Below are 24,929 nucleotides of genomic sequence, written 5' to 3'. Positions count from 1 at the left end.
AAGTCGTTTTGAAATCGAATAGTTCCTAAGAACTAATTTTGCATTATTTTTCAAAAAATTTCTTTTTTCGACGTATTTTTCAGCAACATTTGACGATTTGTGCCTTTCCAATAGAAAATGGATCCCGCAATCGTAAGAACAGCCATAAGAACATACAACGTATTTCCACCATAAGAAACGAGCAAGAACCCACCTACCCAAGGTCCAATAAAGTGGCCAATGTTCGTTAATGTTTGAGCGCCAAAATACGTGCCACGCATATGCTCGGGAGCTAATTTGTCAATCAACATATTGGCAGCGGGGTAATTGAGAATCTCGCCAAGGGTGAAAATACCCATCGAAATAATTAGCCATACCAGCGAGTGAGAAAATGCAAAGCCGACATCCCCTAACGCAAACATTAGGTTGCCAATTACAATTGCAACGACTGGCGTGTACTTTTCGGCTAAACGCGTAAGTGGAATCTGCATGGCAATGACCACAATCGCATTCACACTCATCAAGATCGCAAACATTTTCACGCCATCGACAAAACTCTGCTCCAAATATTGCGAAAGTGTCACCATCACCTGGGAGTATCCGATAGCACCAATAATGCCACCTAGGATATACAAGCGAAAAGTCATATCACTGCGAATCACTCGCACAGCAGAACCAAAGGTAACTGAAGATTTCTTCTCACCCTCTATTTTCTTGATGCCAAAAGCGATGAGCAGTGTGTAAAGGGTGACCGCATAAATAAAATAAATGATTCCTGTGATGAGAAAAGGCAGCGCACCGTTCATCGTAGCGAAAAAGGCACCCAAAAGTGGTCCGACTGCAACACCAAGATTAATAGCCATATACCGCATCGAAAATACTTTAAGTCGCTTCGCAGGTTCTGTGAGGTCTGCCATCAACGCCTGCGATACGGGCTCATAAAAGGATCGGCACAAGCCGTTAAGCATATTGAGCAGCATAAACAGGATTGGTAATTTAACCATGCCGAAGCCTAAGAAGACGAACGCCCAGCCGAAAAGAGCTGCTAGCATAATAATGCGCCTTCCGAATCGGTCCGATAAGGTGCCCCCTATAAAACCGCCTACGGTCCCAGCCAAAGAACCCATTCCAATGACAATTCCGATCATCACCGCACTCATCGACGTATGTCTGGCTAAATAAATCGCTAGAAAAGGCAAACTCATGGAGGACGCAGCTCTAGCCATAACGGTTCCAAGAATTAACGTATGTACAATGGGATGATAAGAATTTAGAAAACCACGTAATCGATTCAATTTGAGATGACTCCTATCGCTGTTTAATTTACCGCAGGTCAAGAAATCGACACCGAATTCCAATTATACACGAAAAATGACGATATGTGTCTCCAAAATAAAAAACACTCTCCGACGGAGAGTGCAAAAGAGCGTGTCTATTATGTTCATTGTGTCCATTCGTCGCTTTCCCCACATGAAGCCAAGTCGAGGTCATGCGATTCCTGAATGGAATGCTGCTTCCACGGCTTATGTTAACTGCTGCCGCAACCAGATCCGCAGCTCGACCCTGACGAGCAAGAAGACCCTGAGCCGGAGCTGCAACTGCTTCCGCCACCGCCTTGATCTCCAGAACTATCACTACTGCCTCCAGAACCCCCACAACCTGAGGAAGAACAGTTACTATGCTTATCTTTTGGATTCTGTTCATTCAGAGGCCACTGAGAGTCTATCCCGCTTGTATAGTTATCATTATCCTGAATGGAGAAGAACATCATAGCTCCTGCCATATACACCATGTTGTTCGGGTTTGTTAATGAATCCTTCCAGCCTGTATCCTCAAACCTGCGGCTGTTCGCTGAATGTCTGGCTTCGTTAATCGCCTGCGTGATTAGTATGCGGATCGCCTCTGCAACTTCTGGATATCGCTTCGCCTGCTCCATATCGAACCATTGCTCGGCGATTTCTTCTTCATTGGCTTTGCGAAGCAAATCTGTTCGCTGCTCATCCAGCGGATTGCGGAAAAATCCGTTCCAGCAACGCGAACTCGTTGGAGCGAACTCGAACAAGTGCGCATATACCCAATCGAACCATGCACGTTCACCCGGCATTTGCTTCGGTTCACGTTCAGGTGAATGATGAATAACACCACCAGCGAATTGATCCCCGAACCGCTGATATTCTCTCGTAAACATCAGCATCTCATGCCAAATTTCATCGATTTCGCTGCTAAACATCGGAGTTCTTTTTAAGATGAGATTCATCAGGAAAAATCGTTTTAATTCAAACCATTTACAAGCAAACTCGTCATCGGACATGGAAGGATTCCCAGCTTTTACGCGATATTGGAGTCTTTCTACATAATCTAGTGGAAGTGCACTATTCAGCTTAGTAACGATACGTTCTAACGGAACACCTTCTAGCAAACCAAGCCCTTGGGGTAGTTCTGAAGCTCGAAAGTCCGGTTTGGATATCCCTACACGACTTCTCTTGGACGGTTTGGGTGATTTTCGGAATAAAAAACGGAACATATGGCATCCCTCCCTATTTCCAATATAACACAGTAATGTAAAGAGAAGAATAACGTCGGTTGGAAAACATTGTATTTAGGCTCTATAATAATAGAATGGAGGTGCTGAAAGATGAAAATAGCAGTAACCGGTGGCAGCGGGTTTATTGGCAAACGATTGATAGTTCATTTGCAGCAGCAAGGTCATGAAGTCATCAATATTTCACGTTCACCCAGAGCTGTTGTCGAGCATGTACGCACCGTCACTTGGGATCAACTAAAGACGGATTCGAGTGCCTTCGCAGGACTGGATGCCATAGTAAATTTAGCTGGGGAGTCGATTAATCAGCGTTGGACAGCTGCAGCCAAAGAACGAATCGTTGGGTCTCGTCTAAAAGCGGCTGAGCAAGTGGCTCAGCTTGTAGCACGCATGGAAGTGAAACCGAAAGTCGTTGTTAATGCTTCAGGAATGTCCGTTTACGGTACCTCAGAAACCGAAACCTTTGACGAAAGAAGTCCGCACCGCCCTGTCGATTTCTTATCGAAGGTAGTCGAACAGTGGGAAGGCGCGGCTGATCAGATACAGGGAACACGCATCGTAAAAGTCCGCGTTGGACTTGTTCTAGATGGCAAGGAAGGCGCGTTCCCAAAAATGGCATTGCCTTATAAGCTTGGTGTTGGCGGTCCCATAGGCAACGGTAAGCAATGGCTCTCCTGGATTCACATCGATGATATGGTGAGGCTTATTGATTTTTGCATTCAGAACGAAGCCATTATCGGCCCTGTTAATGCGACAGCTCCAAATCCGGTCACCAATAGGGAGTTTGGACGGGCATTAGCGAAAGCGATGCGAAGACCTAATCTATTCCCGCTTCCTGCTTTTATTTTAAAAATGGTTTTCGGTGAGTTATCTACGCTGCTTTTGGAAGGTCAGAAGGTGCTCCCTCGCGCATTATTAGAGCATGGTTTTACGTTTAAGTATTCTTTCGTAGACAAAGCCCTCACTGATATTGTTTAAATAATAAAACCCAGACCACCGAGTGCGCCTCGATGAGCTGGGTTTTCGTTTAATTTATTTCGTGGATAAGTCGTCTGAAACTTGAATAAGTTGTAATTGAGTTGGCGCGCTTGTTAGTGTTAATACGCCTTTATCATCATAGCTAATGCCGAAGTCATTGTCGTTTACAATCGCAATTGTATTTTTGTCAACAACCGTCAAGCCTTCAATCTTCTCATATGGGTATCCTAGTTTAGCAATATCCACAATCAATTCTTTACTAACTGGTTGAATACCTTGGTCTTTGAGCTGCTGAACGGAAAGGCTTTCCAGGTTTTTGCTTGTATCTTTTCCTAAAATATTCGTAGCCTTAGAGAAATCCGATTTGTAAATTCGTTTCAGCTGTGCGTCAGCACCAGCATTCTTATCACGCTCATCAACGAGCAGCACATCACTGGATAGTGCGGAGAGATCACTGATCACGATATCTTTTTGATTCACTTTGACGAACATGCCAGCTTGCTCAGCCACATAAACATACTCACCCACGATTTGTTTCGTGGCTAGATCCATTTTGAGGATACGCAGATTTCTGGAAGATTCCCCTGTTTTCTTATCCGGATTTGCCATAGGACTTTGAATGGACGTGTACAAGAATTTGCCGTCTGGGGAAATAGTCACACCTTCGAATCCACGGTTGGAAATACGCGTATTGTATACCTCAGGCAGTGTATCAAAAATTGGCGTTTGAGCACCGGCTTGAACGAGCTTGTCTTTAGCGCCTTTTGGGACGTAACGCCCTAGTATCGTGCCATCACGTTTCACTTGAAGAATGGATGGGCGATACTCATCTGAAATCCAGAATGTATCATCAGAAGGACTGTACGCGATGCCTTCCGTATCTAGACCATCGGGATCATAACCCAGCTTCGTTACACCTTTCTCATCGTAAGGCACTTCATCAGTTCCAAGTAAATTCGGTAGTCCTGTTATGTATTTACTATTGCTTAGTTTATCGATTTTACCATCGAGGAGTGAGAGTTTAATGGTTTCGAGGATTTCAATGTTTCCGTTTGTGATTTTGAATTTATAAATACGTGGGACATAGTTCTCGATCGGGAATGTGCGAAGCTTGTCTTTACCTACTTCACCGTTCGGTCCGCGGTCAGCAATCGTATAGAACGTATCTGCAGCATCCTTAGGTAAGTGAACAAGACCTGAGAACCCGCCTTCTTGAATACCTTTATCAAGCACAGGAGCATTTTTCCACTCAAATTTACCAGTTACTTTAGGAATATCTTTGAGCGAGATGGATTGATTCCATTCATTCCATTCGACCTGTTTACCAAGCGCTTCACCAATGGTACGAAGTGGAACATATGTACTTCCGTTAATGACAACGGGATCTTTATCAAGCGTAAGCGTTTTCCCGCCGGAAGTCAGTTGAAACTTCACAGCGATTGCCTCCAACGTAGCTTGTCCTGCGGATACGACAGTTGTTGTAGAAACGGCACAGATGGCCGCAAGTACTATAAGCAGTCGTTTTCTTCTGAGTAATCTTTTCATATGAACCCTCCATCATCTAATAAACTTTCACTGTGATAAGCATAATGTTTATATATTCGTGGAGTGTCAGAAGGATATGAAAAAATTGTAAATTAAAAAATAGCTGTTCAAACTCATTAAAGTTGTTTACAATTAATTTGTGTAAAATATGATAAAGAAGGTGATCCTTTTGAATGTTCATCAATTTACAGTTCGCACGATCCGCGGTGAAGAAAAGTCTCTTGCTGATTACCAAGGTCAAGTGCTGCTTATTGTGAATACCGCTACGAAGTGCGGCTTTTCTCCTCAATTCACAGGACTTCAAGAGCTCCATGACACATATAAGGAACAAGGATTTAGCGTGTTAGGATTTCCGTGCAATCAATTTAAGGACCAGGAACCCGGTGACGATGCTCAAGTCGAGCAAGCTTGCCAAATTAATTTCGGCGTCAATTTTCATTTGTTCTCCAAAATCAACGTTAACGGCGCAGATGCCCATCCGCTTTACCAATACCTGAAAAAGCAGGCTTCTGGTCTTCTCGGCTCAAGCATTAAATGGAATTTCACAAAGTTTTTAGTTGATCAGCAAGGTAATGTGATTAAACGCTTCTCCCCTACCACTTCACCAAGCAAAATAGACAGCCAAATTCGCAAGCTGTTAGAGAAATCAGCTGTTCATGCTTAATTTCGTTTGAATGTAAAAAAGCATCCAACCCTAAAGTGGGCGGATGCTTTTTCTCATTTCACATACTTTTTTACCTTTTCAATCACTTCGTCTTCTGTTGCTGCAGTCACATAGCGTCCATTAATAAAAATAAATGCAAATCGGGAACAAGGACCGCAATATGATTTGCAGGCAACTTTGACTTCGGCATCGGGTGCAATGACACTTATCTTAGAAAGGGCAGTCTTCACTTTCATGTGTTTGCATTTATCACAAATGCGAATATCATTGCGCATTAGTGATCTCCGTGATTCCCCTTGCTTGGGTTCGTAATCATGAAGCCTTCTTCTGGTGTGTAGAAGTAATCAATACGGATGCCATCCAGCAAAGGTTCATTTTTATCTAGAATAACGTCAATACCTTTATCTGTGCTTACAAGGACGTCATTTTCTGATTTATCGTCAAGACCCAAACCATAGTGAGCATGGTCACCGTGCGAATGAGTCACTTGTACGCGAACCAATAATCCTTTGTTTTCTTCTTTATCAAGCTCCAATTGAAGTACTTTAGCAGCATTACGAGAAATTTTGACGTTCATATGTACACATCTCCTGAAACATTAATTTTTATTTCTTATTGTAAAGAATCTAAGGCACGAAATCAACCTTTGTCCCAAGTCATCCCTTACTTCTTGCTAATTCACTAAACGAACTTTAAAATAGATAGTAGTGAGCACAAAGAGCACTAATTACACGAAAGTAACTAACTTACATAAAAGTTAGTTCCATACATTCAACTTGAAAGGAAGCGGTCTTATGTCAACCCTAGAGAATGAAAAAGTCGCTCCACTCAGCAACTATGTTCCTAAAGTACCCAAAGAAATCGAATGCTCCGTTGAAAGAACACTTGAAGTTATTGGTGGAAAATGGGCTTTTCTCGTGCTTCGCGAATTATTTTGTGGAACGAAACGTTTCGGCGAGCTGCAGCGCCAGATAACTGGAGTCAGCCCTAAATCATTAACTGATATCCTTCGTCACTTAGAGGAACATGGGGTTTTGGAACGAATGGCTTACCCTACAGTTCCTGTTACGGTTGAGTATACCTTGACACCGAAAGGCCAGGATTTGCATCAAATAATAAAAGAAATGAAGTTATGGTCAGCAAAGTGGACATAATGAATAATTAGGGAATATCACCAGAGGAGTGGAGCTTGATGATCACAATCAAATCAAAAGAACAAATTGAAAAGATGGGCAGAGCGGGTCGCATCCTGGCTGATTGCCATAAAGAAATTGCCAAAATGATTCGACCTGGTATAACCTCCTGGGAAATCGACCAATTCGTAGAGGGCTTTCTGACTAAGCACGGGGCCACTCCTGAGCAAAAAGGGTATCACGGTTATCAATATGCCACTTGTGCATCCGTCAACGACGTGATCTGTCACGGTTTTCCTAAAAAGGAGCCCCTGAATGACGGCGATATTGTAACCATCGACATGGTTGTACGTATAGATGGTTGGTTGGCAGACTCCGCGTGGTCTTATGCGGTTGGTAACATTTCTCCAGTTGCCGAGAAATTGCTGCAAGTAACGAAAGAATCTCTTTACAAAGGAATTGAGCAAGCCGTTCCCGGCAACCGTATCGGCGATGTGTCGCATGCCATCCAAGTGTATGCTGAATCGCATGGTTTTTCCGTTGTAAGAGATTTTATCGGACACGGGATTGGTTCCGAAATGCATGAAGAGCCGCAAGTGCCTCATTATGGACCAGCAGGCAAAGGGCCGCGGATTAAAGAAGGCATGGTCTTCACGATTGAACCGATGCTAAATGTAGGTAAATACCACTCCAAAGTAGATCAAGATGGATGGACAGCAAGGACTTATGACGGCAGCTTGTCCGCTCAATATGAACATACGATTGCGATCACGAGTCAAGGGCCGATTATTTTAACCGAACAATAATGATACCGGAGGAACATGCATGATTTCTTTTTACAAGAAATATTGGAGGACAGCCTTTGACATTGCTCTCATTGTTCTAACCGTCTATTTATTCATGCTGTTATTTAGTTACCTGTATCGCATCGCTACGCCTATCTTTCTGGCTCTGATCATTTTCATGATGATCGAGCCTTTTGCTAGGTTTTTGAACCGCAAAGGGATACGTAAGTCAATCGCATCGGCGATTTCGACCTTAGTATTCGTCCTTATTATCCTTGGCGCACTGACCGGTGCCGCTGTCATTTTCACCAGCCAGATCATGAGTCTTGTCGATAAGGTGGATGAATATCAAGCGGTTTTCAACGATCAAATTGTGCAAAAAATTAGCGAATTGAATAACCAATTCCAAGCGCTGCCAACTGACGTTATTGTGAAAGCCAAAGATTATGCCGGGCAATTCGCAGGTAATGCCTCCAAGTTTATCATTGCTTTCTTATCTGGATTGGTAGCCTCGCTAACATCCTTCTCAACCTTCATGTTCAACTTCATCGTCGGGATTATCTTAGCCTACTTCCTAAGCATTGAAATTGATTCTTGGAAACGCCTTGCAGGTGAAAAAACACCAAAAACCTTCAAATCCGTCTTCTTCTTTCTCAAAGAAAATGTCGTGAAGGGTATCGTCTCCTACATAAAAGCGCAAGCCAAACTAATCTCTTTAACATTCATTGTCGTATTTTTCGCACTGCTCCTGCTCGGCGTTAATAATGCTTTCTCCATCTCGTTGTTGTCAGCTATATTCGATGTACTGCCGCTACTTGGCGTATCCACTTTGTTCATTCCATGGATCATCTACCTGTTTATTGTTGGGCAAACGACCCTAGCGATCTGGCTCAGTGCTTTACTCTTGGTCGTCATCCTCGTCAGACAAGTTATGGAGCCAAAGATTACTGGTGAATCACTCGGGGTATCGGCCTTTACAACCTTAGCTTTCATGATTGTATCCCTTTCGCTCTTTGGATTTGCAGGAGTCATCCTTTCGCCTGTGCTGATCATTCTAATCAAAGCTCTGTATACGCAAGGCTACCTCCAACGCTGGATTCGTAAGCCTGAAGATGAGTATGTTCAAGGGAAATTACCTTATAGCGGACCTTAATGTCCCGCATCAACGAAAAAAGGCTCCAGCTTTTCCTCAGGAAAGTTGGGGCCTTTTTTTATACGCGATGCCTGCTTCGGTATATCGATGGAGCCATGCCCATTTTTTGCGTAAAAACACGGCTCAAATAGAAGCCGTTCTCAAATCCGCATTTCGCGGCGATCATATCCAAAGTAAGCGTTGATCCCTCCAGTAAATGCCGCGCTCTTGTGAGACGCATTTCATTCAAAAACTCAGAAGGTGTTTGTGCGAACGCCCTGCGAAACTTGCGGGTGAATTGAACGGGGGTGAGTCCCAGACTTACTGCCAAATCCAACAAGGATAAGCTTGCATAAGCATGTTCCGTCATGTACCTCCGGGCTTTCTCCATCAACAAGTCAACTTCTGTGGAAGGGTCATCTTTGCGATCTTGCTCCATTTTGACCAAACGTAAAAAATCGTTCACCATGTGCTGTTTATGCAGCGTGCTCTCTTCATCCCAGCCAGGAAGCTGTCTCAAATAACGATAATTGGAAGATAAACGATCTGTGTCGTTAATCGTCAATTTCCCTTTCCAGAAGGCTTCATCGCCAAAACTAGGTTCAGGTACCCATACAAACTGCAGGAAGTGAAAAGACAGGGGTTCGAGTGTTTTCCTCTGAAACACGGTATGGGGTGGACAGATGACAAAGTCTCCGAACTCCGCTTCGCCTTTCTGCTCCCCAACTCGATAGAAGAATCTCCCGTCTTCTACGGCAAATATCGTCCAACAAGGATACTCATCTTCTTCAAGCATAAACTCCACTTTACGGTGCCAATAGACATGGGAGATGAGCTTAATAGTCACATCACGAAAAGCCACTGCATCACTCCTTCCATACTGAAATAAAGTATATGTCTATTGTAACTATCTGCATGTTCAATGAAAATAGGATATTTTACAATGAAATTAAAGATATCCTACAAACTAGTGAGGTGCTAAGTTATGAAGCATGAAATTGTTTTATCAGACATAACCGTAGTCGGAGGAGGATTAGCAGGTGTTTGCGCGGCAATCGCTGCAGCTCGGTTAGGCCAATCTGTCTCTCTCGTCCAAAATCGTCCTGTCCTTGGCGGAAATGCCAGCAGTGAAGTTCGCGTCTGGGTATGCGGCGCTACTTCCCATGGTGTTCATCGAAATGCCAGAGAAACCGGCATTATGGGTGAACTATTCGTGGAGAACCAGTACCGTAATATCGACGGAAATCCTTATATCTGGGACCTGATCGTACTGGAAAAAGTCAAAGCAGAGAAGAATATTACGTTGTTCTTAAACACGGATGTCCATGAGGTAGAAGCCGAGGGTGACGCGACAAGTCGAACGATTCGTTCTGTCACAGGTTGGATGATGGGATCTGAACGACGTATTCGCTTCAATAGCCGTGTTTACCTCGATTGTACAGGCGACGGGTTAGTCGGTTTCCTCGCAGGTGCGAAGTATCGCATTGGGCGTGAAGCCCAAGAGGAGTTTAATGAGGAATGGGCACCACTCGTCGCGGACGATATTACACTTGGAAGCACCCTGCTGTTCTATACAAAAGACGCAGGTCGACCGGTCAAATATATCGCACCAAGCTTCGCGAAAGACATCACACAAACCTCCATTCCCATGAAGCGCGTCATTCGCAGCGGAGATAATGGCTGTGCGTATTGGTGGATTGAATGGGGCGGTGAGCACGATGTTGTTCATGAAAATGAGCGAATCCGTGATGAGCTGTCTTCCGTCATCTATGGCATTTGGGATTATATCAAAAATTCCGGTAAATTCGAGAGTGAAAACCTGACGCTCGAATGGATCGGCTCCATTCCGGGGAAAAGGGAATATCGTCGTTTCGTTGGGGACTACGTACTCAATCAGAACGATATCATCGCACAGGAGCTGTTTGAAGATCGTGTTGCTTTCGGTGGCTGGTCCATTGATTTACATCCACCGCAAGGGATGTACGCCACAGCCAAAGGATCTAAACATATGCATATGGACGGCAATTATCATATCCCGTTCCGTTCCCTCTACTCCGTCAACGTGACGAATATGCTGATGGCGGGACGCAACATCAGCGCGTCCCACGTGGCCTTTGGCACGACTCGCGTCATGGCGACATGTGCCGTGATAGGCGAAGCCGCGGGCACAGGAGCCGCGCTCTGCGCGGCAAAGGGCATCTCCCCTCGCGAGCTGCACAGCAGCCACTTGAGCGAGCTTCAACAGACGCTGCTTCGACAGGATGCAGCCGTCCTCGGTCTGAAGAACGCGGATGCGGCAGACCTCGTGCTCCGCGCTGAGATGACAGCCTCCAGCACCTTGACGCGACTTGCGCTCGAGCAATCTGCGTCGGTGCTGCCGCTGACCGCGCATGTGGCGCTTCTCGTGCCGGCAGATCCGTTCATTGACGGCATTGAGCTGCTGCTGGATGCTTCGGAAGCTACGGAGCTGACAGTAGAGCTCTGGAGCACTGGGAAGCCGCAGAACTACGTCCCACACACACAGGTGACGTCCATTCAAGTAGCTGTAGCCGAGGGTTCTCAGCAGTGGGTAAAGGCTGCCCTTTCATGGCATCCTGAAACCGCTCAGAATGCTTTTATCATTCTCAGAAGCAACCCGGCGCTTTCGGTCCATCTATCAGCCAGACCACAAACGGGTGTGCTTTCCTTCAAGCATGATGCTGCATCAAAAGATGCCGTAGATTTCGGTGATATGCATCATCATCAGCCGGTCATTGATTGGAGCGCGAAAGCATTCATTCGGAAGCCAATCTGCTTCCGTCTGCTCGCTCCCACATCTGCATTCGCAGTCGACAAAGCTGCCGATGGATATAAGCGTCCTTACGGAGGCCCTCATCTTTGGTCGTCGGCTGGCCTTGAGGTCTCGCAGCCAGAGTGGCTTGAAGCCAGTTGGCCGGAGGCTGTGCGGATTCGCAGCGTACATCTCACTTTCAATGATGACGTGAACGAAGATTTAATTAATTTACATCATCATCGGACGGAATTCGAGATCATTCCTGAACTGGTCAAAGACTATAAACTTCAGGCCTTCATCGGCGGTGATTGGACCACAGTAGCTGAGGGACTCGATAATCATACGCGCAAACATGTTCATCTTTTGCCAGAAGTTGTAACGACTGATCGACTTCGTGTGGTCGTTGAAGCGACGAACGGGACGGAACGGGCAGAGATTGTTGAAATCCGTTGTTATGGTTGATCGAAAGCAATCAACAGCACCAATAAATCATTTTTAAGAGTTGCATATTCCATAACCTGCCATTATGATTAGATCAATTAAAAGTTGATGTGTGACTGGCGAAGCATGGATACCCATGAGGAAGCACATTGATGTTACAGCCGTACGCCTGGGCAGAGGTAAGGGGGATTTATCCCCCTTACCTCTTTGTGTTTTTACAAACAAATGAAGGGTTGAGGGAAACATGAATTCAGAAAAATTAATTTTGGATGGTACACGCGTAGCAAAAAGCATTAAAGAGACATTAGTCGAAAGAATCAAACAACTGTCTGCAAGAGGTATCCCGCCATGTTTAGCTACGATACTTGTTGGCGATGACCCATCTTCCGAAACCTATGTACGTATGAAAAGCAGTGCATGCAAGCGGCTAGGCATTGATTCCAGACGAATCCACCTAAATAAATCAACTACGACAGAGGAACTTATTGCCGTTATCCAACAATTAAACGAGGATCCTCAGATCCATGGTATTTTATTGCAGCATCCGGTTCCACACCATATTGATGAAAGAGCTGCGTTTGAGGCCATTCAGATCGAAAAAGATGTGGATGGCGTTACCATGCTGGGCTTTGCTCAAAATGCTTTTGGAGTGGCCAGCTTTCCATCCTGTACCCCAGCCGCTATTCTAGCTATCCTCGATTATTATCAGATTCCTATTGAAGGCAAGCACGCGGTTATCGTTGGTCGGAGTCCTATTTTAGGTAAACCCGTATCGCTTATGCTGCTGAATAGAAACGCTACTGTCACCATTTGCCATTCTAAAACAAACAATCTCCCCTTAATTATTGGATTAGCTGATATTGTCGTTGCAGCCGTTGGTAAACCTGCATTTATTCAAGGAGCCTGGATTAAGGAAGGTGCTGTCGTTTTAGATGCTGGATACAATGCTGGATACAATGCTGGCAACATTGGCGATGTTGATTTCGATGCTTGTCACAAAAAGGCGAGCGCAATTACCCCTGTCCCTGCTGGAATTGGCCCAGTGACCATCGCTATGCTGCTCAAACACACCGTCCTTGCTGCCGAAAAAAGCAAATTTATAACCTGAGTTTCCGACATTCTTTTTTCTAAAATAGGTCTTAATGTCCCTTGCTTAACCTAACATGGTGTGTTATATTGAAAGTGCATCAAATCAAGGTTTCCACTTCAAAAAGTTGACATAGGAGTGATACAAATGGGCAACAATTCCGTGCAAATCCCGCAAGGTGAAGAATTGATTCGTGTGGAAATGACGGTTAAGGAAGCGCTTGCATTGACAGGCACTAAATTTAACCAAAACCACAAATTAGAGACAGATGCAATCAAGAAGGTTAAACAATCCTTAGAAGATAAATTGCTGACACCGAACCATTAATCCATACTCACTCACCGCACATAGCCCTGACGAACGATTTCAAATCGCTCGCGGGGCTTTTTTCATTAGATCACTCTTCCTTCAATGGACTCGGTTGAGGATTTCTCATTTTTATCGTATCAAATTCAGCCGAATGCTTATAATAATCACGCACCGCCCAAAATCCTACATTTTAAGGAGTGAACAACCATGTCAGAATCTCATACGCAGCAAGGACAATCCAGAAAAAATACAACAACACGTTCAACGGATCAGAAAAGCAATAAGAAACATAAGAAAGGTCAGAGTTAACGACATTTCACATCAGGAGGCCGATATATGCTCGATCAGTTAGAAAGCAATTATGACTGTGCGAATGCGGGCTCTGACCTGCATAGTTTAAAACAAGAGCTTGAACAATTCCAAGGGCAAACAGCCTCTTCCGACAAAGAACAAGAAGAGCATCGAAATCGACTTGAGAATCAAATTCGTTTTATTGAAAATAAGTGTTCTATCCCAAGCGAACATATCCCACAATGAAGAAAGTCCACGCCTTTGATAACGGGGCGTGGACTTTTGCATTAGTTGATCTTTCTTCTTGTCAAAATACATGGAACCCCTTTTCCAACAGCTCCCGGCTCCGACATTAGGGCCAAATATCGAAGTCCTCTTGTGCATGGCGTCTTACAAACTGCGCATGTGGACGATTCCACTATCCTCATCGTGTATTGCACTCTGGATGAAAGTGTTTTCTTCTTGGATGCCTTGCCCTTCCCTTTAGGTGGTGCCATATCCACGCCTCCCAACTGTTTCCTTACTTCAGTATATGAAGTCTGGGCGGAACGGTTCTTGGGAAGCATGCTCAAGTTCGTTATACTTGTCTATGACAAATTTTAAAATTCCATCGCCGTCAATAGGATCGGAACCAATTCCTCATAGAGTGCTGCGAAAGATTCCACTGGCAGGGGGTTTACCCCAAATCCTACTTCAACGGTAAAGCCGGGTCTACGAAATTGTTGGATGAACCAATCTTTGTAACCCGCGTCACTGTCCGTCAGTTTAACGGCCTGATAGCTGCTGGCTAGGGCTAATCGCTCGGCAAATGCCTCCGATTCCGGCGGCTCATAGTCGCGATAATTCCAATAAATCTCCCTACCTTGGGTATGCAGCGCCACGACAAGCTCAAAGTCATGTCTTTCTGTAAATTGAGCTAAAGCTGCTGCCTCCGGCTCCGTTAACGGTGCCTCTCCACCGTAATCGCGCTCACCAGGTTCAGCCTTCTCTCTACGCATTGCCTCTTCTTCCCAGTGTGCAGGGAACTGGTCATTGAGATCAACACCGCGAATATTGGCTTTCCAATTTCTGAAATCCAGCGATCCTCCATTCCAATTCAACAGCGGCTCTCGGAGAGGATGTTCCTCGTTAACACCAGACAGAACAAGTTCTACGCCATCGGGATTCACCATCGGTACAACCCAAAGTGAATACTCCGATAGGAGCCGCCTAATGTTGCTGCCGTGCCATGCCGTCCCTCTTGCGTAGGAGCAAGCAAGGTCTTCCACGAATTGCATTACTAACGGTGTCGTTATCCATTCATTGGCATGCATCGATGCATTGAAGTGAATCTCTTTCGTACCTTGACCAATTCGCAGAGCTGGTATGCTTTTCCCCATCACACTTGCGCCTATCTCTTCTACATGAAGAAAAGGATATATCTTGCAGAGCCGATTCAGTTCTTCACAAAGTGTCCAATACCCGTATCCTAACACACGACCACCTCACAGCCCATTTACTTAGTTCGTATGGCTATGATTATGCCCGCAGGCTTAGAATCATGCGGATTCATGCGGAGATACCTTTATCCGATGCCGGACGAAAGAGTCTTGGGTGTGTGAATTGTTGTATAAACTACAACACCCCTAGCTTGGTGAGAATAATCTTTGGAAATTGTTGGGCGCTATGCATCTTAGCTTCCTATAAAAATAAAAATAGACCCCATCAGGATCTATTTTCATGACTTATAAAATATTAGGCACCTGCCAAACGACAGGCGTTATAGAAATTTGCTCTTTCAGCCAATTCTGAGCAATTTGCTTAAATAATTCCGGCTCACCGCTGCAAAAAAATTGATGGATAGGAAGCTGCCCCGATGAGGCCAGCATGTCGCGATGATAAAGGATCGTGCTGATCTCTCTTGCCGTTTCGTCTGCCGAAGAAATCAATGTCACATCCGGTCCCATGACACGAGAAATGGCCTCCACTAGGAAGGGGTAATGAGTGCAGCCTAGGATTAAGCAATCTATCGGCTTGCCGATTAGCTGTCTGAGCGATTGCTCGACAACCTCGTTTGCACTATCCGCACCGAAAAGCCCTTTTTCTACGAACGGCGCTAACAGCGGGCAAGCTTCGCTATATACTTCAATGTTCGGGGAAATCAACCTTAACGCATATTCATAAGCATTGCTGCGAATCGTTCCATCCGTACCGATAACTCCGATAACACCGCTTCGCGTCGTATTGATCGCGGCTCTTGCCCCAGGCGAAATAACGCCAATCACGGGAATAGATACCCGCTCACGAATATCTTCTATAGCCACTGCAGTTGCTGTATTACAAGCGATAACAATCATTTTAGGATTAAACTGAATTAAGTACTCGACGATTTGCCGAGTGAAGGTTCTTACTTCTCCAGCAGAGCGGGGACCATAGGGACTTCGCGCTGTATCTCCGAAATAGATCACTTTTTCCTGTGGAAGCTGTATCATTAGTTCTTTTACTACAGTTAATCCTCCGACTCCGGAGTCCAGTACGGCTATCGCTTGCTGCACACCTATCCGCTTCCTTTGCCGGTTAATGAATTACGTAACCACATGGATAGGATATGAGCGTACAAGCTGAAAGGTACCTAGGTGAAAGTATCAGATTTCTGGTCGACACCTATTTTTTAGGAATGAAGCTCACTTACAATTCCGAATTCATAGCCTTTTTTCTTGATCTCTTTGCAAATACGAGCAAGAGCCTGCATATTTTCTAAAGATCCTTGATGCATCAAAATCACATTGCCATCATGTAAATTATTCATAATGTCATTGTATGGATCCTCGGCTCCGTTGGCTCTCGGTTCCCAATCTCGCATAGCTGTAGACCAGAACACAGATGTATAGCCCATGCTGGATACTAAGTTCAAATTATGTAGATTGTAATGCCCATAAGGAAAGCGGAAATATTTCTCGACTTCTTTACCTGTTAGTTTTTTATATAAGGCTTCGAAATCCGTAATTTCTTTACGAATCTGATCATCGGTCATCTCATTAAAATCGTTATGTGTCATCGTATGGTTGGCAACGAAATGACCATCAGCTACAACCTTTTTCAAATACTCCGGATTTTTCTTAATGTTATTGCCCGAAATAAAGAAATTCGCTTTCACACCGTTTTCTTTCAGTGATTTAAGCATGAGATCGACTTCTATCAAAGGACCTCCAGCATCGATCGTTAAATAAACCTTTTTGCCGGTCCCGACCCAAACTGCTTTCTGGTCCTCCGTGAAGGATTTTGTTTCTTTTGGAAAATCAGGAACTTGCCCCGTTTTCTTTTTCATGTAATACCAAGAATAGGGCACACGATCACCTGTCACTGACTTGGTTTTGGAATAGTTGCCTACCACTGCTGGCTTTGGTGTTGCGGTTGGCTCTGGAGCCGCTGTTGGCTTCGGTGTCGTACTCGCACTGGGAACAGGTGTGGATTGAGGTGTAGGTATGGGTTTAACAGTTGATTTAGGAGTTGGAGTCGCCGCTGCACTTGTTGTTGCTTGTGGCGTAGTATTTTGGGCTTGACTCAAGTCTGGGGATAACAGGCTTTTGTCTGCACAACCGATCAATGATGCGCTTAGAACGATCAGTAGTGCAGCGCTTTTGGTAATTTGCGTCATCGTAGCACCTCGTTTTGGAATGAATACTCACGTATTCATTTCGACAGCGCTAGACAATTTCCCTGCATATTTTAGGAAAACGGTGTTTATTTCGTAGCTCGATATGTCATAAATTGAAGAATCGTGATGAGAATAAAGGCTGTTCCGGCAAGCATAGGAATCGTGATGAAGCCCAGCCAGTTCAAGTAATCGACATCACATGGAATTGGGCCGCAACCTGTTGCTGATTCGTGAAATACACCCGATTGCAGCAGAACATGGTAGATGGAGATACAAGCTCCCCAGATGGTCAGCGGCAGTACATAGATGGTTAATTTGTAGTCTCTGCGCACGGCAGCAATCCCTAATAGGACAACTAATGGATACATAAGAATGCGTTGATACCAACATAATTTACAAGGAATAAAGTTCATAATCTCTGAGAAATACAGGCTTCCCAATGTGGCTATTAATGCAAGAAGCCATGATAGGTGCATCCCATTATCTCGCAACCATTTGTTTGACATCAATGCTCGTCCTCCCCTTCCTCCTTATTATAAAAAAATTGTGAAAGGAAGTCTAACAAGAACGAAAAATGGCCAAGCAGGCATCAATTAGCCTGCTTGGCCATTTCCATTAAACGGAGAAGCTATATACCACTTCATTCGTTTGTTTCACGAGGTCCTCCCATTGTTCCACGGGAACTATATCCACAACGGCTTTGATCGGTATGTTGTTAAAATCTAGCTTTGGCACGTCTTCCAAAGTCATCCGATTCGTAACCAAGCGGTCGAGCCAGCCTGGAAACTGTTTCTCCATTTGCTGTAAGCGGTAAATGGCGGTCTCGAAATCTTTGCGTGAAGCGTTAACCGAGCCGATCACGCATTTATTCTCGAGCACCATGCTCTGATTGAGCATGTCGGATGAGATCTCCAGCTTACGGTCCGCTGGCGTAACACCCAGCAGCGCCAATACACCGTTCGGCGCTAGAACAGACATAGCCTCGAAAGCTAGAGGGCTATAGCCCGTGCATTCGAGGATCAGATCTATCGGCTTGCCGAGACCCTCGGCATAAGCCGTCATAGTCGCCGCGCTGCTGCTATCAGCGCCGGCCTCTTTAAACACACCTCCGCTGTCCTCCACAAGCTGCGCTTGTAGACTGTCCTGCGGAGATTTGGACCAGATATACGCCTCCAGCCCCAGCAGGCGGCAGGTCATTGCAGCGAGCAAACCAAGCGGTCCAGACCCGAGTATGAGCGCAGTTCTCGGCTCCCAGATCAACCGCTGCTGGACACGCAGCACTTGGTCCCAAACTTTCTCAACGATGCTCTGCGGTTCGACTAGTACCCCATGCTTCAGCAGTTCCTTCGGCACCTGAACCAAATATCGACCTTCCTCTTTGTAATACTCGGAGAGGAAGCCGTGAGCCCCTTTAATGCCACGTTCTACAAACTCACCGGTCTGACAAAAATCCGAATGACCATTACGGCAATTAACGCAGCTTTGATTTCTGCAAGGCCGTCTTACAATTGCAGTTACGAGATCCCCAAGCTGGAATCCACTTTCCGCCCCAGCTTCAGTCACAACCCCTAGTGACTCATGTCCCGTGGTCAAATCATCTTCACCTTCGGGTGGAACGCCGTATTTCTCCTGTAGAATTTCCTTGTCTGTGCCGTCCAGTCCAACTGCAAGCACCTTTACAATGACTTCTTGAGGCCCTGAAATCACGGGGTTCTTCACATCTTCAAGCTGAATAGAAGGGTTCCCTTGTCGAAGTTGCTTGACGCGAATTGCCTTCATTACTTCCTCTCCTTCCAACTAATGAACGACCGGCTCCAGAACTTTATCCTCACTCGCATCAACAGCTTGCTTCGTTCCCTTCGAGGTCAATAGCTTTAACTTTGACAAATATTCTTGCGTTACCTTAATAAAGGAAGCATGTGACCATGTCAGTGGTGAAACGGACATTGGTTCTCCTGTGAAAGGATGCACTTGCTCAGCCATCGCCCCTGAAGGCGCAGCATGTAGAATTGCCCAACGCATCAATTTTTCCGCTTCTAACAAGTCCTGAACGGTTTTGGCAGACGCCACCAGCCATTCTGCGTACCAAAGGGTACATATAAACCAAGGATTGCCCGGTACTTTAGCTACATCATTAGTGACTTGATGATAATAGTCGTTCTCATAACGAGCGATACCGCCAATATCCGTATGTACCCACAATTTTTCTTTCAGAATCTTCATCGTTGCCACAATCCGCGGATCTTCAAGCTCAAACAAGCCGAAATCAAATAGTGCGTACATACTCATATCCAGCGTGTAATCCGGCACATACGTATTTTGTTCATAATTCCAATATAAAGCCCGCAAAAAGCGATTCTGATCGGGTGCATACAGATGCTGTTCAGCTGCTTTCTTCACTTGTCCTGCGATATCTGCATAGTAAATGGAGCGTACTTTATCCTGATGATATTCGGCAAAACGTGCTGCTGCTATAAGACCGGCATATACCGATGCCACTGTGAAAGCAAGTACGCCATAACGCTCTTCCCAGAGGTCATAGGAAGGCAAAGGAAGGCCGGATGCATCCCGGTATCGAACGAGAAAGTCCGCTGCGGGCTTCACAAATTTCTCATAATCCTCACGTGAACTCTCTATCGTTCCAGCCAGCTTATGGTGATGCCATAACGTATACAGTACAAGAGCTGTCTCATCCTCTTGAATCGCAAGCTGTTTATTCCCCCGACTATCCACCCAGGGATGCCAGCTCGAGCCCACGGAACTATCAGGGTTATATTTATGCATGAGATAGCCTTCAGGAGTTAGCACCTTAATACAGAAATCAAAAAATTTCCTAGATAATTCATAATAGCCTGCCCGGTCTAGCGCATGTGACACCAAAGCGCCATCGCGCGGCCACATATACGAGTAAGTATCCTTGGCAAATTTCAAAATATCCGAATCATTCGCCGCAATGATAGCCCCACGATTGTCGACGTTTGTTCTGGTAATTAATAAGCATCGCTTATAAAATGATTCCAAATCAGGCTTCAGCAGTGAGAGCTGGTGGGCATCCTGATTCACCCATTTTACCCAATGATCGTGAGTACGTTGTAATAATGCTTGCGGGGTTGCTGTGCGAAGTAATCGCTCTAAACGCTCTACCTCCTGCTTCGTACGCCCAAAACAGACCCAGAACCAAGCTTCTTTCACGCTTTTTGGCGGTAGTTTCATCGTCAATTCAATCACACCGTCAACGGATCCCTGCGCGATGGCATTTCCACCTAGATGACCATCCTCAGCATCACGCCATGTTCCTTCCAAACCGTGAATCCCTTTTTGTCCCGTCGCATAACCGCTAGGCATTGCTTTCTCAGCGTCTGGGGACAAGCAAGATAGTGACATATAACGATGACCCTTATAAAATAAAAGTGAATTCAACTCAGGATCATAATAAATCGTATCTCCAACGCCATTTCCATAGATTTGGAGATCCAAATGAAAATACAGTTTAATTTCTCTTTCCACATCAAAGCGGTTTTCTACCTTCACCTTGCGTAAAAAAACATTCTGCTGAACATCGACCCCATCACGAATAACGAAGCTGAGACCTAACCTTTCATGGGCGCAATCAGCATTAGTAACAAGCGAATCTTCCAAATAATTGAGCTTTTTTGAAACCTCTGGATCGTCAATCCAGAAGAATCCTTCCGGACACCAAATGCCAAAATGTGAAAGATGATCGCTAGATTGATTCTCTTGACCTACTAAAGGGTAATACATGTCACGAATATTATAAGCAGCGTCGAAATTAATGAGTACATTCCCGTTTCCTATGGGTAAATCTCTTGCCATTCCATCAGCCTCTTTCCAAGATATTGCTACTAATTTACCAATTTGAGTGCTTAAATATGCACGCGGCTGTTCTTGGCTGGATTTTGAGGTAATTGACACCAATTCGCGCCTTAAAGATGTTCATTTCATTCGAATTCATTTACAATTAAAGCATATGGAGGGATATGTTATTATGAAACAATTTGAAGGATTCGGTAAATTTTTGGAAAGCTTGCGGGGCAAGATGTCTTTGCGTGAAGCGGCTCATAAAAGCGGACTTTCGCATGCCTACATCAGAGACCTTGAACTAGAGCGGAATCGTTCGACCAATGAGAAAATCAAACCTTCTCCTGTCACGCTGAAAAAGCTGTCGGATGCCTACAACTATTCATATACAGAACTTATGGAGAAAGCCGGGTATCTCGAAAAAGAGGACGTCCATGCAATCAATGAGCAGGAGCTAGTCCCCATGTCGGATACACTGTTTATCGAAGTTAGTACGAAGGAAATTACTTACCATACACGAATTGGCAAAGTTAGCCGAAGTGTGAATTCCTTACTGGATTTCAGTCATTTTCTAGATAAGCTTGAAGAGCAAGGATTTAAGAAGATGGATACAGACTTATTCGTCAACCTAAATCATGTACAGAAATACATCGAAAAAGAAGGAAAACTCTATTTCGATCCTCTAGGAGTCAGCAAGTTTGTCGTTATCGCAGCGATTCGTCAGAAGAAATACCATGATTTAATCATCCGCAGCGTAGCACGGAACACAGGAATGGGATTGGAGTTTCAATACGACCGTAACTCCGCATCGGATTCACTTTTCCAGTCTTTAAAGCAGCCTATTTAGGGAACAACTTACAAAAAAAGGAGAAAAGTTCAGTCATTTATGAAACTTTTTCTCCTTTCTTTTCGTTTATTTATATGGATGGTTAGATTGATTTTTTGGTAGAGAGGATAGGTAAAGAATAAATGGCTGTACAACAAACCACCTCCCAGCAGTCTTCTAGTCTAACGAGAGTTAAACGCAAAAGATCTGCGGGAATGAGCTTTATCGTGTATGGGGTACTTGGGTTTACCTTACTTTCTGTAATGTCCTTATGTTGGTTTTTCCTTACTTCCTCTGGTTCGAATGTAAGATTAATGATGGCTGACACCTTGATTACTACGCAGCACCGGGAATGGGCCAAATATTTGATAGGTTCTACGGAGTTACAGAAGCGCGTGGAAGCCTATTGGAAGCAATTCGACGAAATGGGCGATGAGAAGGATAAAGGATTCGTTGAAATTGATCAAAACTCCACCCTTACCCCTGTTGTCGCCAAGAAAGATTTGGTCACAATTGAACCGATCTCGGGGACCAATTTCAAAGGTCAGCTCGTCACGATTTCGGATCCGAAAAAGCTTCGAATTGCCGTACCTGAGAAAGCGGGTAAAGGGGAGAAGGTTTCCTCTATGGTCAAAAGAACCGGAGCTATTCTCGGTGTTAATGGCGGAGGATTCATCGATCCCAATTGGGAAGGAAATGGCTTCCAGCCTGAAGGAATTGTCATCTCCGGAGGCAAAATCTTTTATAATGACAAAGGCATGAACGGCACAGTGCAAGTCGTTGGTATCGATAAAGAAGGCCGCATGATTGCAGGCAAATACAAGGTTTCCGAGCTTGTGGAAATGGGCGTTCAGGAAGCTGTTTCGTTCAGCCCTCGCTTCATCGTGAATGGTGTCGGGCAGATCAAGAGCCAAGCCGATGGCTGGGGAATTGCTCCGCGGACCAGTATGGCGCAGACGAAGGACGGCTCCATTCTATTCGCTATCATCGATGGCAGACAGAAGCATAGCATAGGAGCGACGCTTTATGATGTGCAGCAGATTTTCCTTGAGCATGGCGCTGTAACGGCTGCGAATTTAGATGGCGGTGCCTCAACGGTACTCGTTCATAAGAATGAGATCATCAACAAGCCATCAAGTGAATACGGGGAACGTTACCTCCCTACAGCTTGGCTTCTCTTCGATCATCCAGAAACGGCGAACATTAAGAACGTCTGGGAAGGTTTAGATATTCGCAAGATTGATCCTTCCAAGTGGTAAAAGAAAAAGCAGAAAGCTCTATTCTCGGAGCTTCCTGCTTTTTTTGTTTTAACGATTTCCTAGAATGACCAAATCTTCCGCAGCTTCGCTTACTTCTTCAACCGAGGAGTCCGGCTCTTCGTCACTTTTGGGCTCTTTCCAGGAACGAACGGTATCTACAACGTTTACGGCTGTGTCTTTTGCTTTTCCATATAGTTCAGTTGTTGTTGTGCTCACGGTTTTCGCAACTTCTTGCGTTTTTTGACTCACGTTGCTTGCGATTTGCACGGTTTTGTCGCTAACTACTTGGGCTTGCTCCGCAATGTCACTTCTCAATTCCCTGCCGGATTTCGGTGCAAACAGAAGCGCAGTTGCTGCTCCAAGCAAGCCACCAACAACCGCACCGATGAGAAGATCTTTACCTTTTTTTTCATTGGACATGAGAAATCCACTCCTTAATTGTCTGATTTGGCATTCCGATGAATTTGCCATCTTTGCCACAGCTCAAACCCCGTCGTTGCCCACTCCATGGCGTCTTGGATTCGCTTCTGGTGGGTATGTACAACCTTTTCCGCACCATGAATCGATTCGTTCATCACACGTGAGGCTTTGTGAAGTGCAGAAGCGACATCCCCTATAGCTGCTCCTGCCTTCTCCACAGATTGGATACTCGGTTCTAATGTAAGTATCTGCATATGCACCTCTTCGGTGAGCAGCCCTACCTTCGTCATCAACTGCTCCGCTTGCTCTGCTGTCTCAGCTATGTTCTTCTTAGCTTGAGCAGCCGTATCACCCAACTTGCCTAGTATCTGCACAATGGCAATCAACATGCGAATGGCAAAACCGACGAGCACGATAAAAGCAACTGCGGAGCTGACGATACTTATCTCTATCCATGTCATGACGGGCACCTCCTGGGAGCTAACAGCTGTGAGGTTTGATGACGGCTTCTAGACGAATGCCTATGATTTACTACAGTATAGGTAGGAGCAGCTTGTTTTGACACAAAAAAGCTGGAAAAATTTCTGAGACCTGTCATAATAAAATCAAATCAAACTAGAACACTTGGAGGATTAAGATGAACAGAGAGCAAGGACTTATAGAAATCGAACGCACCCGTATCATTGCTATCGTTCGAGGTGTACAAGAAAACCACATTCTCTCTTTAGCTGATGCACTTCTTAAAGGTGGCATTACCGTAATGGAGGTCACACTCAATACACCAGGTGCTCTGCGTATGATTAGCGAGCTGCAGGATAAATCGGGTCAGCACATGTTTATTGGCGCTGGTACTGTACTAGATCTTGAAGATGCTAAGAAAGCAGTCCATGCCGGTGCTTCATTCTTGGTAACTCCGAATATGGATGAGGAAGTGATCCGTTGGGCTAGTACGGAGGGGATTCCGATTTTCCCAGGTGCTATGACACCAACCGAAATCGTTAAAGCATGGAAAGCTGGCGCTACGGCTGTTAAAGTATTTCCGAGTGCGAGCTTAGGTCTCACTTATATCAAAGAATTGATGGGTCCTCTCGACCAAATTCCATTGATAGCCGTTGGCGGGGTTACTGAGGAGAATATCAAACAATTCCTAAACATTGGTTGTTACGGATTAGGTATCGGTGGCTCCTTAATTAATCTCAAAGAAATCGAAGCAGGCCGCTTCGAGTGGGTTACAGATAAAGCTGCCAGTCTTCTTGCTGCTTCACGTTAGGACATACAAAAAAACCATCTTCCTCCGTATACGAGGTTG

General features: G+C 45.0%; 27 protein-coding genes and 1 riboswitch. Of the genes, 12 read left to right on the top strand and 15 right to left on the bottom strand.

Translation table 11 applies throughout. From position 1 onward, the window contains the following. Nucleotides 1-50: 50 nt before the first annotated feature. Complete coding sequence (locus tag AC58UU_RS01605; protein WP_497312369.1) at nucleotides 51-1,274, bottom strand: MDR family MFS transporter; 1,224 nt, start codon at nucleotides 1,272-1,274, stop codon at nucleotides 51-53. 233 nt (nucleotides 1,275-1,507) lie between these two features. Beyond that, entirely contained in the window at nucleotides 1,508-2,503 is a 996-nt protein-coding gene (locus AC58UU_RS01600) for a UCP032817 domain-containing protein (RefSeq protein ID WP_497312367.1), read from the bottom strand. A gap of 111 nt (nucleotides 2,504-2,614) precedes the next feature. On the opposite strand from AC58UU_RS01600, the gene AC58UU_RS01595 reads away from it, so the two are divergent. After that, nucleotides 2,615-3,499, top strand: coding sequence for a TIGR01777 family oxidoreductase (locus tag AC58UU_RS01595; protein ID WP_497312365.1), 885 nt, complete (start codon nucleotides 2,615-2,617; stop codon nucleotides 3,497-3,499). A 54-nt stretch (nucleotides 3,500-3,553) separates the two neighbouring features. Here AC58UU_RS01595 and AC58UU_RS01590 read toward each other — a convergent pair whose 3' ends face one another. Further along, nucleotides 3,554-5,044 (bottom strand): esterase-like activity of phytase family protein, encoded by a 1,491-nt coding sequence (locus AC58UU_RS01590; protein WP_497312363.1) that lies wholly within the window; start codon nucleotides 5,042-5,044, stop codon nucleotides 3,554-3,556. Between the two features lie 169 nt (nucleotides 5,045-5,213). Here AC58UU_RS01590 and AC58UU_RS01585 point away from each other — a divergent pair, with 169 nt between their 5' ends. Next, complete coding sequence (locus tag AC58UU_RS01585; protein WP_497312361.1) at nucleotides 5,214-5,708, top strand: glutathione peroxidase; 495 nt, start codon at nucleotides 5,214-5,216, stop codon at nucleotides 5,706-5,708. Nucleotides 5,709-5,761: 53 nt separating this feature from the next. On the opposite strand, the gene AC58UU_RS01580 is transcribed toward AC58UU_RS01585, so the two are convergent. Further along, nucleotides 5,762-5,983 (bottom strand): YuzB family protein, encoded by a 222-nt coding sequence (locus tag AC58UU_RS01580; RefSeq protein WP_047686255.1) that lies wholly within the window; start codon nucleotides 5,981-5,983, stop codon nucleotides 5,762-5,764. Next, nucleotides 5,983-6,285, bottom strand: a complete 303-nt coding sequence (locus tag AC58UU_RS01575; RefSeq protein ID WP_029199372.1) for a heme biosynthesis protein HemY — start codon at nucleotides 6,283-6,285, stop codon at nucleotides 5,983-5,985. Before AC58UU_RS01575 ends, AC58UU_RS01580 begins: the two co-directional genes overlap by 1 nt. Before the next feature lie 217 nt (nucleotides 6,286-6,502). Between AC58UU_RS01575 and AC58UU_RS01570 the strand changes: the two genes are divergently transcribed. The 3 genes from AC58UU_RS01570 to ytvI are packed head-to-tail and all read left to right on the top strand — an operon-like array spanning nucleotide 6,503 to nucleotide 8,779. Further along, nucleotides 6,503-6,862 (top strand): winged helix-turn-helix transcriptional regulator, encoded by a 360-nt coding sequence (locus tag AC58UU_RS01570; RefSeq protein ID WP_029199371.1) that lies wholly within the window; start codon nucleotides 6,503-6,505, stop codon nucleotides 6,860-6,862. A gap of 38 nt (nucleotides 6,863-6,900) precedes the next feature. Beyond that, a complete protein-coding gene (map, locus tag AC58UU_RS01565; RefSeq protein WP_171690079.1) occupies nucleotides 6,901-7,647 on the top strand; it encodes a type I methionyl aminopeptidase in 747 nt (248 codons plus the stop codon). Between the two features lie 19 nt (nucleotides 7,648-7,666). Next, on the top strand, nucleotides 7,667-8,779 hold the full coding sequence (ytvI, locus tag AC58UU_RS01560; protein ID WP_497312358.1) for a sporulation integral membrane protein YtvI: 1,113 nt from the start codon (nucleotides 7,667-7,669) through the stop codon (nucleotides 8,777-8,779). 58 nt (nucleotides 8,780-8,837) lie between these two features. Here ytvI and AC58UU_RS01555 read toward each other — a convergent pair whose 3' ends face one another. Further along, nucleotides 8,838-9,620, bottom strand: coding sequence for a helix-turn-helix domain-containing protein (locus AC58UU_RS01555; protein ID WP_497312356.1), 783 nt, complete (start codon nucleotides 9,618-9,620; stop codon nucleotides 8,838-8,840). 123 nt (nucleotides 9,621-9,743) lie between these two features. On the opposite strand from AC58UU_RS01555, the gene AC58UU_RS01550 reads away from it, so the two are divergent. The 4 genes from AC58UU_RS01550 (at nucleotide 9,744) to AC58UU_RS01535 (ending at nucleotide 13,905) form a co-directional block, all read left to right on the top strand. Continuing rightward, complete coding sequence (locus tag AC58UU_RS01550; protein ID WP_497312354.1) at nucleotides 9,744-11,993, top strand: FAD-dependent oxidoreductase; 2,250 nt, start codon at nucleotides 9,744-9,746, stop codon at nucleotides 11,991-11,993. 81 nt (nucleotides 11,994-12,074) lie between these two features. After that, a riboswitch (ZMP/ZTP riboswitch) is annotated at nucleotides 12,075-12,154 on the top strand. Between the two features lie 62 nt (nucleotides 12,155-12,216). After that, on the top strand, nucleotides 12,217-13,080 hold the full coding sequence (locus tag AC58UU_RS01545; RefSeq protein WP_497312352.1) for a bifunctional 5,10-methylenetetrahydrofolate dehydrogenase/5,10-methenyltetrahydrofolate cyclohydrolase: 864 nt from the start codon (nucleotides 12,217-12,219) through the stop codon (nucleotides 13,078-13,080). Between the two features lie 126 nt (nucleotides 13,081-13,206). Next, nucleotides 13,207-13,386 (top strand): hypothetical protein, encoded by a 180-nt coding sequence (locus AC58UU_RS01540; protein WP_171690084.1) that lies wholly within the window; start codon nucleotides 13,207-13,209, stop codon nucleotides 13,384-13,386. A gap of 318 nt (nucleotides 13,387-13,704) precedes the next feature. Beyond that, entirely contained in the window at nucleotides 13,705-13,905 is a 201-nt protein-coding gene (locus AC58UU_RS01535) for a DUF2524 domain-containing protein (RefSeq protein ID WP_497312350.1), read from the top strand. A gap of 41 nt (nucleotides 13,906-13,946) precedes the next feature. Here AC58UU_RS01535 and AC58UU_RS01530 read toward each other — a convergent pair whose 3' ends face one another. The 7 genes from AC58UU_RS01530 to AC58UU_RS01500 form a co-directional block, all read right to left on the bottom strand. Then, on the bottom strand, nucleotides 13,947-14,156 hold the full coding sequence (locus AC58UU_RS01530; RefSeq protein WP_497312348.1) for a hypothetical protein: 210 nt from the start codon (nucleotides 14,154-14,156) through the stop codon (nucleotides 13,947-13,949). 102 nt (nucleotides 14,157-14,258) lie between these two features. Next, entirely contained in the window at nucleotides 14,259-15,134 is an 876-nt protein-coding gene (locus AC58UU_RS01525) for a M14 family metallopeptidase (protein ID WP_497312346.1), read from the bottom strand. A gap of 249 nt (nucleotides 15,135-15,383) precedes the next feature. Beyond that, nucleotides 15,384-16,193 carry a glutamate racemase gene (racE, locus tag AC58UU_RS01520; protein WP_497312344.1) on the bottom strand — a complete coding sequence of 270 codons (810 nt, stop codon included), beginning with the start codon at nucleotides 16,191-16,193 and terminating at the stop codon, nucleotides 15,384-15,386. A 116-nt stretch (nucleotides 16,194-16,309) separates the two neighbouring features. Continuing rightward, complete coding sequence (locus tag AC58UU_RS01515; protein ID WP_497312342.1) at nucleotides 16,310-17,296, bottom strand: polysaccharide deacetylase family protein; 987 nt, start codon at nucleotides 17,294-17,296, stop codon at nucleotides 16,310-16,312. A gap of 86 nt (nucleotides 17,297-17,382) precedes the next feature. Continuing rightward, nucleotides 17,383-17,802, bottom strand: a complete 420-nt coding sequence (locus tag AC58UU_RS01510; protein ID WP_047686279.1) for a disulfide oxidoreductase — start codon at nucleotides 17,800-17,802, stop codon at nucleotides 17,383-17,385. A gap of 109 nt (nucleotides 17,803-17,911) precedes the next feature. Beyond that, nucleotides 17,912-19,075, bottom strand: a complete 1,164-nt coding sequence (locus AC58UU_RS01505) for a glucose 1-dehydrogenase (RefSeq protein WP_497312340.1) — start codon at nucleotides 19,073-19,075, stop codon at nucleotides 17,912-17,914. 18 nt (nucleotides 19,076-19,093) lie between these two features. Then, the gene (locus AC58UU_RS01500) at nucleotides 19,094-21,130 is read right to left on the bottom strand and encodes a glycoside hydrolase family 15 protein (RefSeq protein ID WP_497312338.1); all 2,037 of its coding nucleotides are present in this window, start codon (nucleotides 21,128-21,130) and stop codon (nucleotides 19,094-19,096) included. A gap of 172 nt (nucleotides 21,131-21,302) precedes the next feature. Here AC58UU_RS01500 and AC58UU_RS01495 point away from each other — a divergent pair, with 172 nt between their 5' ends. Both AC58UU_RS01495 and AC58UU_RS01490 read left to right on the top strand, forming a co-directional pair. Further along, on the top strand, nucleotides 21,303-21,962 hold the full coding sequence (locus tag AC58UU_RS01495) for a helix-turn-helix domain-containing protein (RefSeq protein WP_497312336.1): 660 nt from the start codon (nucleotides 21,303-21,305) through the stop codon (nucleotides 21,960-21,962). A gap of 122 nt (nucleotides 21,963-22,084) precedes the next feature. Then, complete coding sequence (locus tag AC58UU_RS01490) at nucleotides 22,085-23,200, top strand: phosphodiester glycosidase family protein (RefSeq protein WP_497312334.1); 1,116 nt, start codon at nucleotides 22,085-22,087, stop codon at nucleotides 23,198-23,200. 48 nt (nucleotides 23,201-23,248) lie between these two features. Here AC58UU_RS01490 and AC58UU_RS01485 read toward each other — a convergent pair whose 3' ends face one another. Beyond that, the gene (locus AC58UU_RS01485; RefSeq protein WP_171640199.1) at nucleotides 23,249-23,620 is read right to left on the bottom strand and encodes a YtxH domain-containing protein; all 372 of its coding nucleotides are present in this window, start codon (nucleotides 23,618-23,620) and stop codon (nucleotides 23,249-23,251) included. Nucleotides 23,621-23,634: 14 nt separating this feature from the next. Further along, complete coding sequence (locus AC58UU_RS01480; protein ID WP_497312332.1) at nucleotides 23,635-24,081, bottom strand: DUF948 domain-containing protein; 447 nt, start codon at nucleotides 24,079-24,081, stop codon at nucleotides 23,635-23,637. A gap of 176 nt (nucleotides 24,082-24,257) precedes the next feature. On the opposite strand from AC58UU_RS01480, the gene AC58UU_RS01475 reads away from it, so the two are divergent. After that, the gene (locus AC58UU_RS01475; protein ID WP_497312330.1) at nucleotides 24,258-24,890 is read left to right on the top strand and encodes a bifunctional 4-hydroxy-2-oxoglutarate aldolase/2-dehydro-3-deoxy-phosphogluconate aldolase; all 633 of its coding nucleotides are present in this window, start codon (nucleotides 24,258-24,260) and stop codon (nucleotides 24,888-24,890) included. Nucleotides 24,891-24,929: the final 39 nt, after the last annotated feature.

Source organism: Paenibacillus sp. JT22N1, assembly GCF_059692155.1.
Note: the sequence above shows the minus strand (reverse complement) of the source record. Positions and strands in the feature narration are given on the sequence as shown.

Coding starts and splice junctions, on each gene's coding strand:
- AC58UU_RS01600 (WP_497312367.1), bottom strand. CDS start 2,503: ATGTTCCGTTTTTTATTCCGAAAATCACCCAAACCGTCCAAGAGAAGT.
- AC58UU_RS01595 (WP_497312365.1), top strand. CDS start 2,615: ATGAAAATAGCAGTAACCGGTGGCAGCGGGTTTATTGGCAAACGATTG.
- AC58UU_RS01590 (WP_497312363.1), bottom strand. CDS start 5,044: ATGAAAAGATTACTCAGAAGAAAACGACTGCTTATAGTACTTGCGGCC.
- AC58UU_RS01580 (WP_047686255.1), bottom strand. CDS start 5,983: ATGCGCAATGATATTCGCATTTGTGATAAATGCAAACACATGAAAGTG.
- AC58UU_RS01575 (WP_029199372.1), bottom strand. CDS start 6,285: ATGAACGTCAAAATTTCTCGTAATGCTGCTAAAGTACTTCAATTGGAG.
- AC58UU_RS01570 (WP_029199371.1), top strand. CDS start 6,503: ATGTCAACCCTAGAGAATGAAAAAGTCGCTCCACTCAGCAACTATGTT.
- map (WP_171690079.1), top strand. CDS start 6,901: ATGATCACAATCAAATCAAAAGAACAAATTGAAAAGATGGGCAGAGCG.
- ytvI (WP_497312358.1), top strand. CDS start 7,667: ATGATTTCTTTTTACAAGAAATATTGGAGGACAGCCTTTGACATTGCT.
- AC58UU_RS01550 (WP_497312354.1), top strand. CDS start 9,744: ATGAAGCATGAAATTGTTTTATCAGACATAACCGTAGTCGGAGGAGGA.
- AC58UU_RS01545 (WP_497312352.1), top strand. CDS start 12,217: ATGAATTCAGAAAAATTAATTTTGGATGGTACACGCGTAGCAAAAAGC.
- AC58UU_RS01540 (WP_171690084.1), top strand. CDS start 13,207: ATGGGCAACAATTCCGTGCAAATCCCGCAAGGTGAAGAATTGATTCGT.
- AC58UU_RS01535 (WP_497312350.1), top strand. CDS start 13,705: ATGCTCGATCAGTTAGAAAGCAATTATGACTGTGCGAATGCGGGCTCT.
- AC58UU_RS01530 (WP_497312348.1), bottom strand. CDS start 14,156: ATGGCACCACCTAAAGGGAAGGGCAAGGCATCCAAGAAGAAAACACTT.
- AC58UU_RS01515 (WP_497312342.1), bottom strand. CDS start 17,296: ATGACGCAAATTACCAAAAGCGCTGCACTACTGATCGTTCTAAGCGCA.
- AC58UU_RS01510 (WP_047686279.1), bottom strand. CDS start 17,802: ATGTCAAACAAATGGTTGCGAGATAATGGGATGCACCTATCATGGCTT.
- AC58UU_RS01505 (WP_497312340.1), bottom strand. CDS start 19,075: ATGAAGGCAATTCGCGTCAAGCAACTTCGACAAGGGAACCCTTCTATT.
- AC58UU_RS01500 (WP_497312338.1), bottom strand. CDS start 21,130: ATGGCAAGAGATTTACCCATAGGAAACGGGAATGTACTCATTAATTTC.
- AC58UU_RS01495 (WP_497312336.1), top strand. CDS start 21,303: ATGAAACAATTTGAAGGATTCGGTAAATTTTTGGAAAGCTTGCGGGGC.
- AC58UU_RS01490 (WP_497312334.1), top strand. CDS start 22,085: ATGGCTGTACAACAAACCACCTCCCAGCAGTCTTCTAGTCTAACGAGA.
- AC58UU_RS01485 (WP_171640199.1), bottom strand. CDS start 23,620: ATGTCCAATGAAAAAAAAGGTAAAGATCTTCTCATCGGTGCGGTTGTT.
- AC58UU_RS01480 (WP_497312332.1), bottom strand. CDS start 24,081: ATGACATGGATAGAGATAAGTATCGTCAGCTCCGCAGTTGCTTTTATC.
- AC58UU_RS01475 (WP_497312330.1), top strand. CDS start 24,258: ATGAACAGAGAGCAAGGACTTATAGAAATCGAACGCACCCGTATCATT.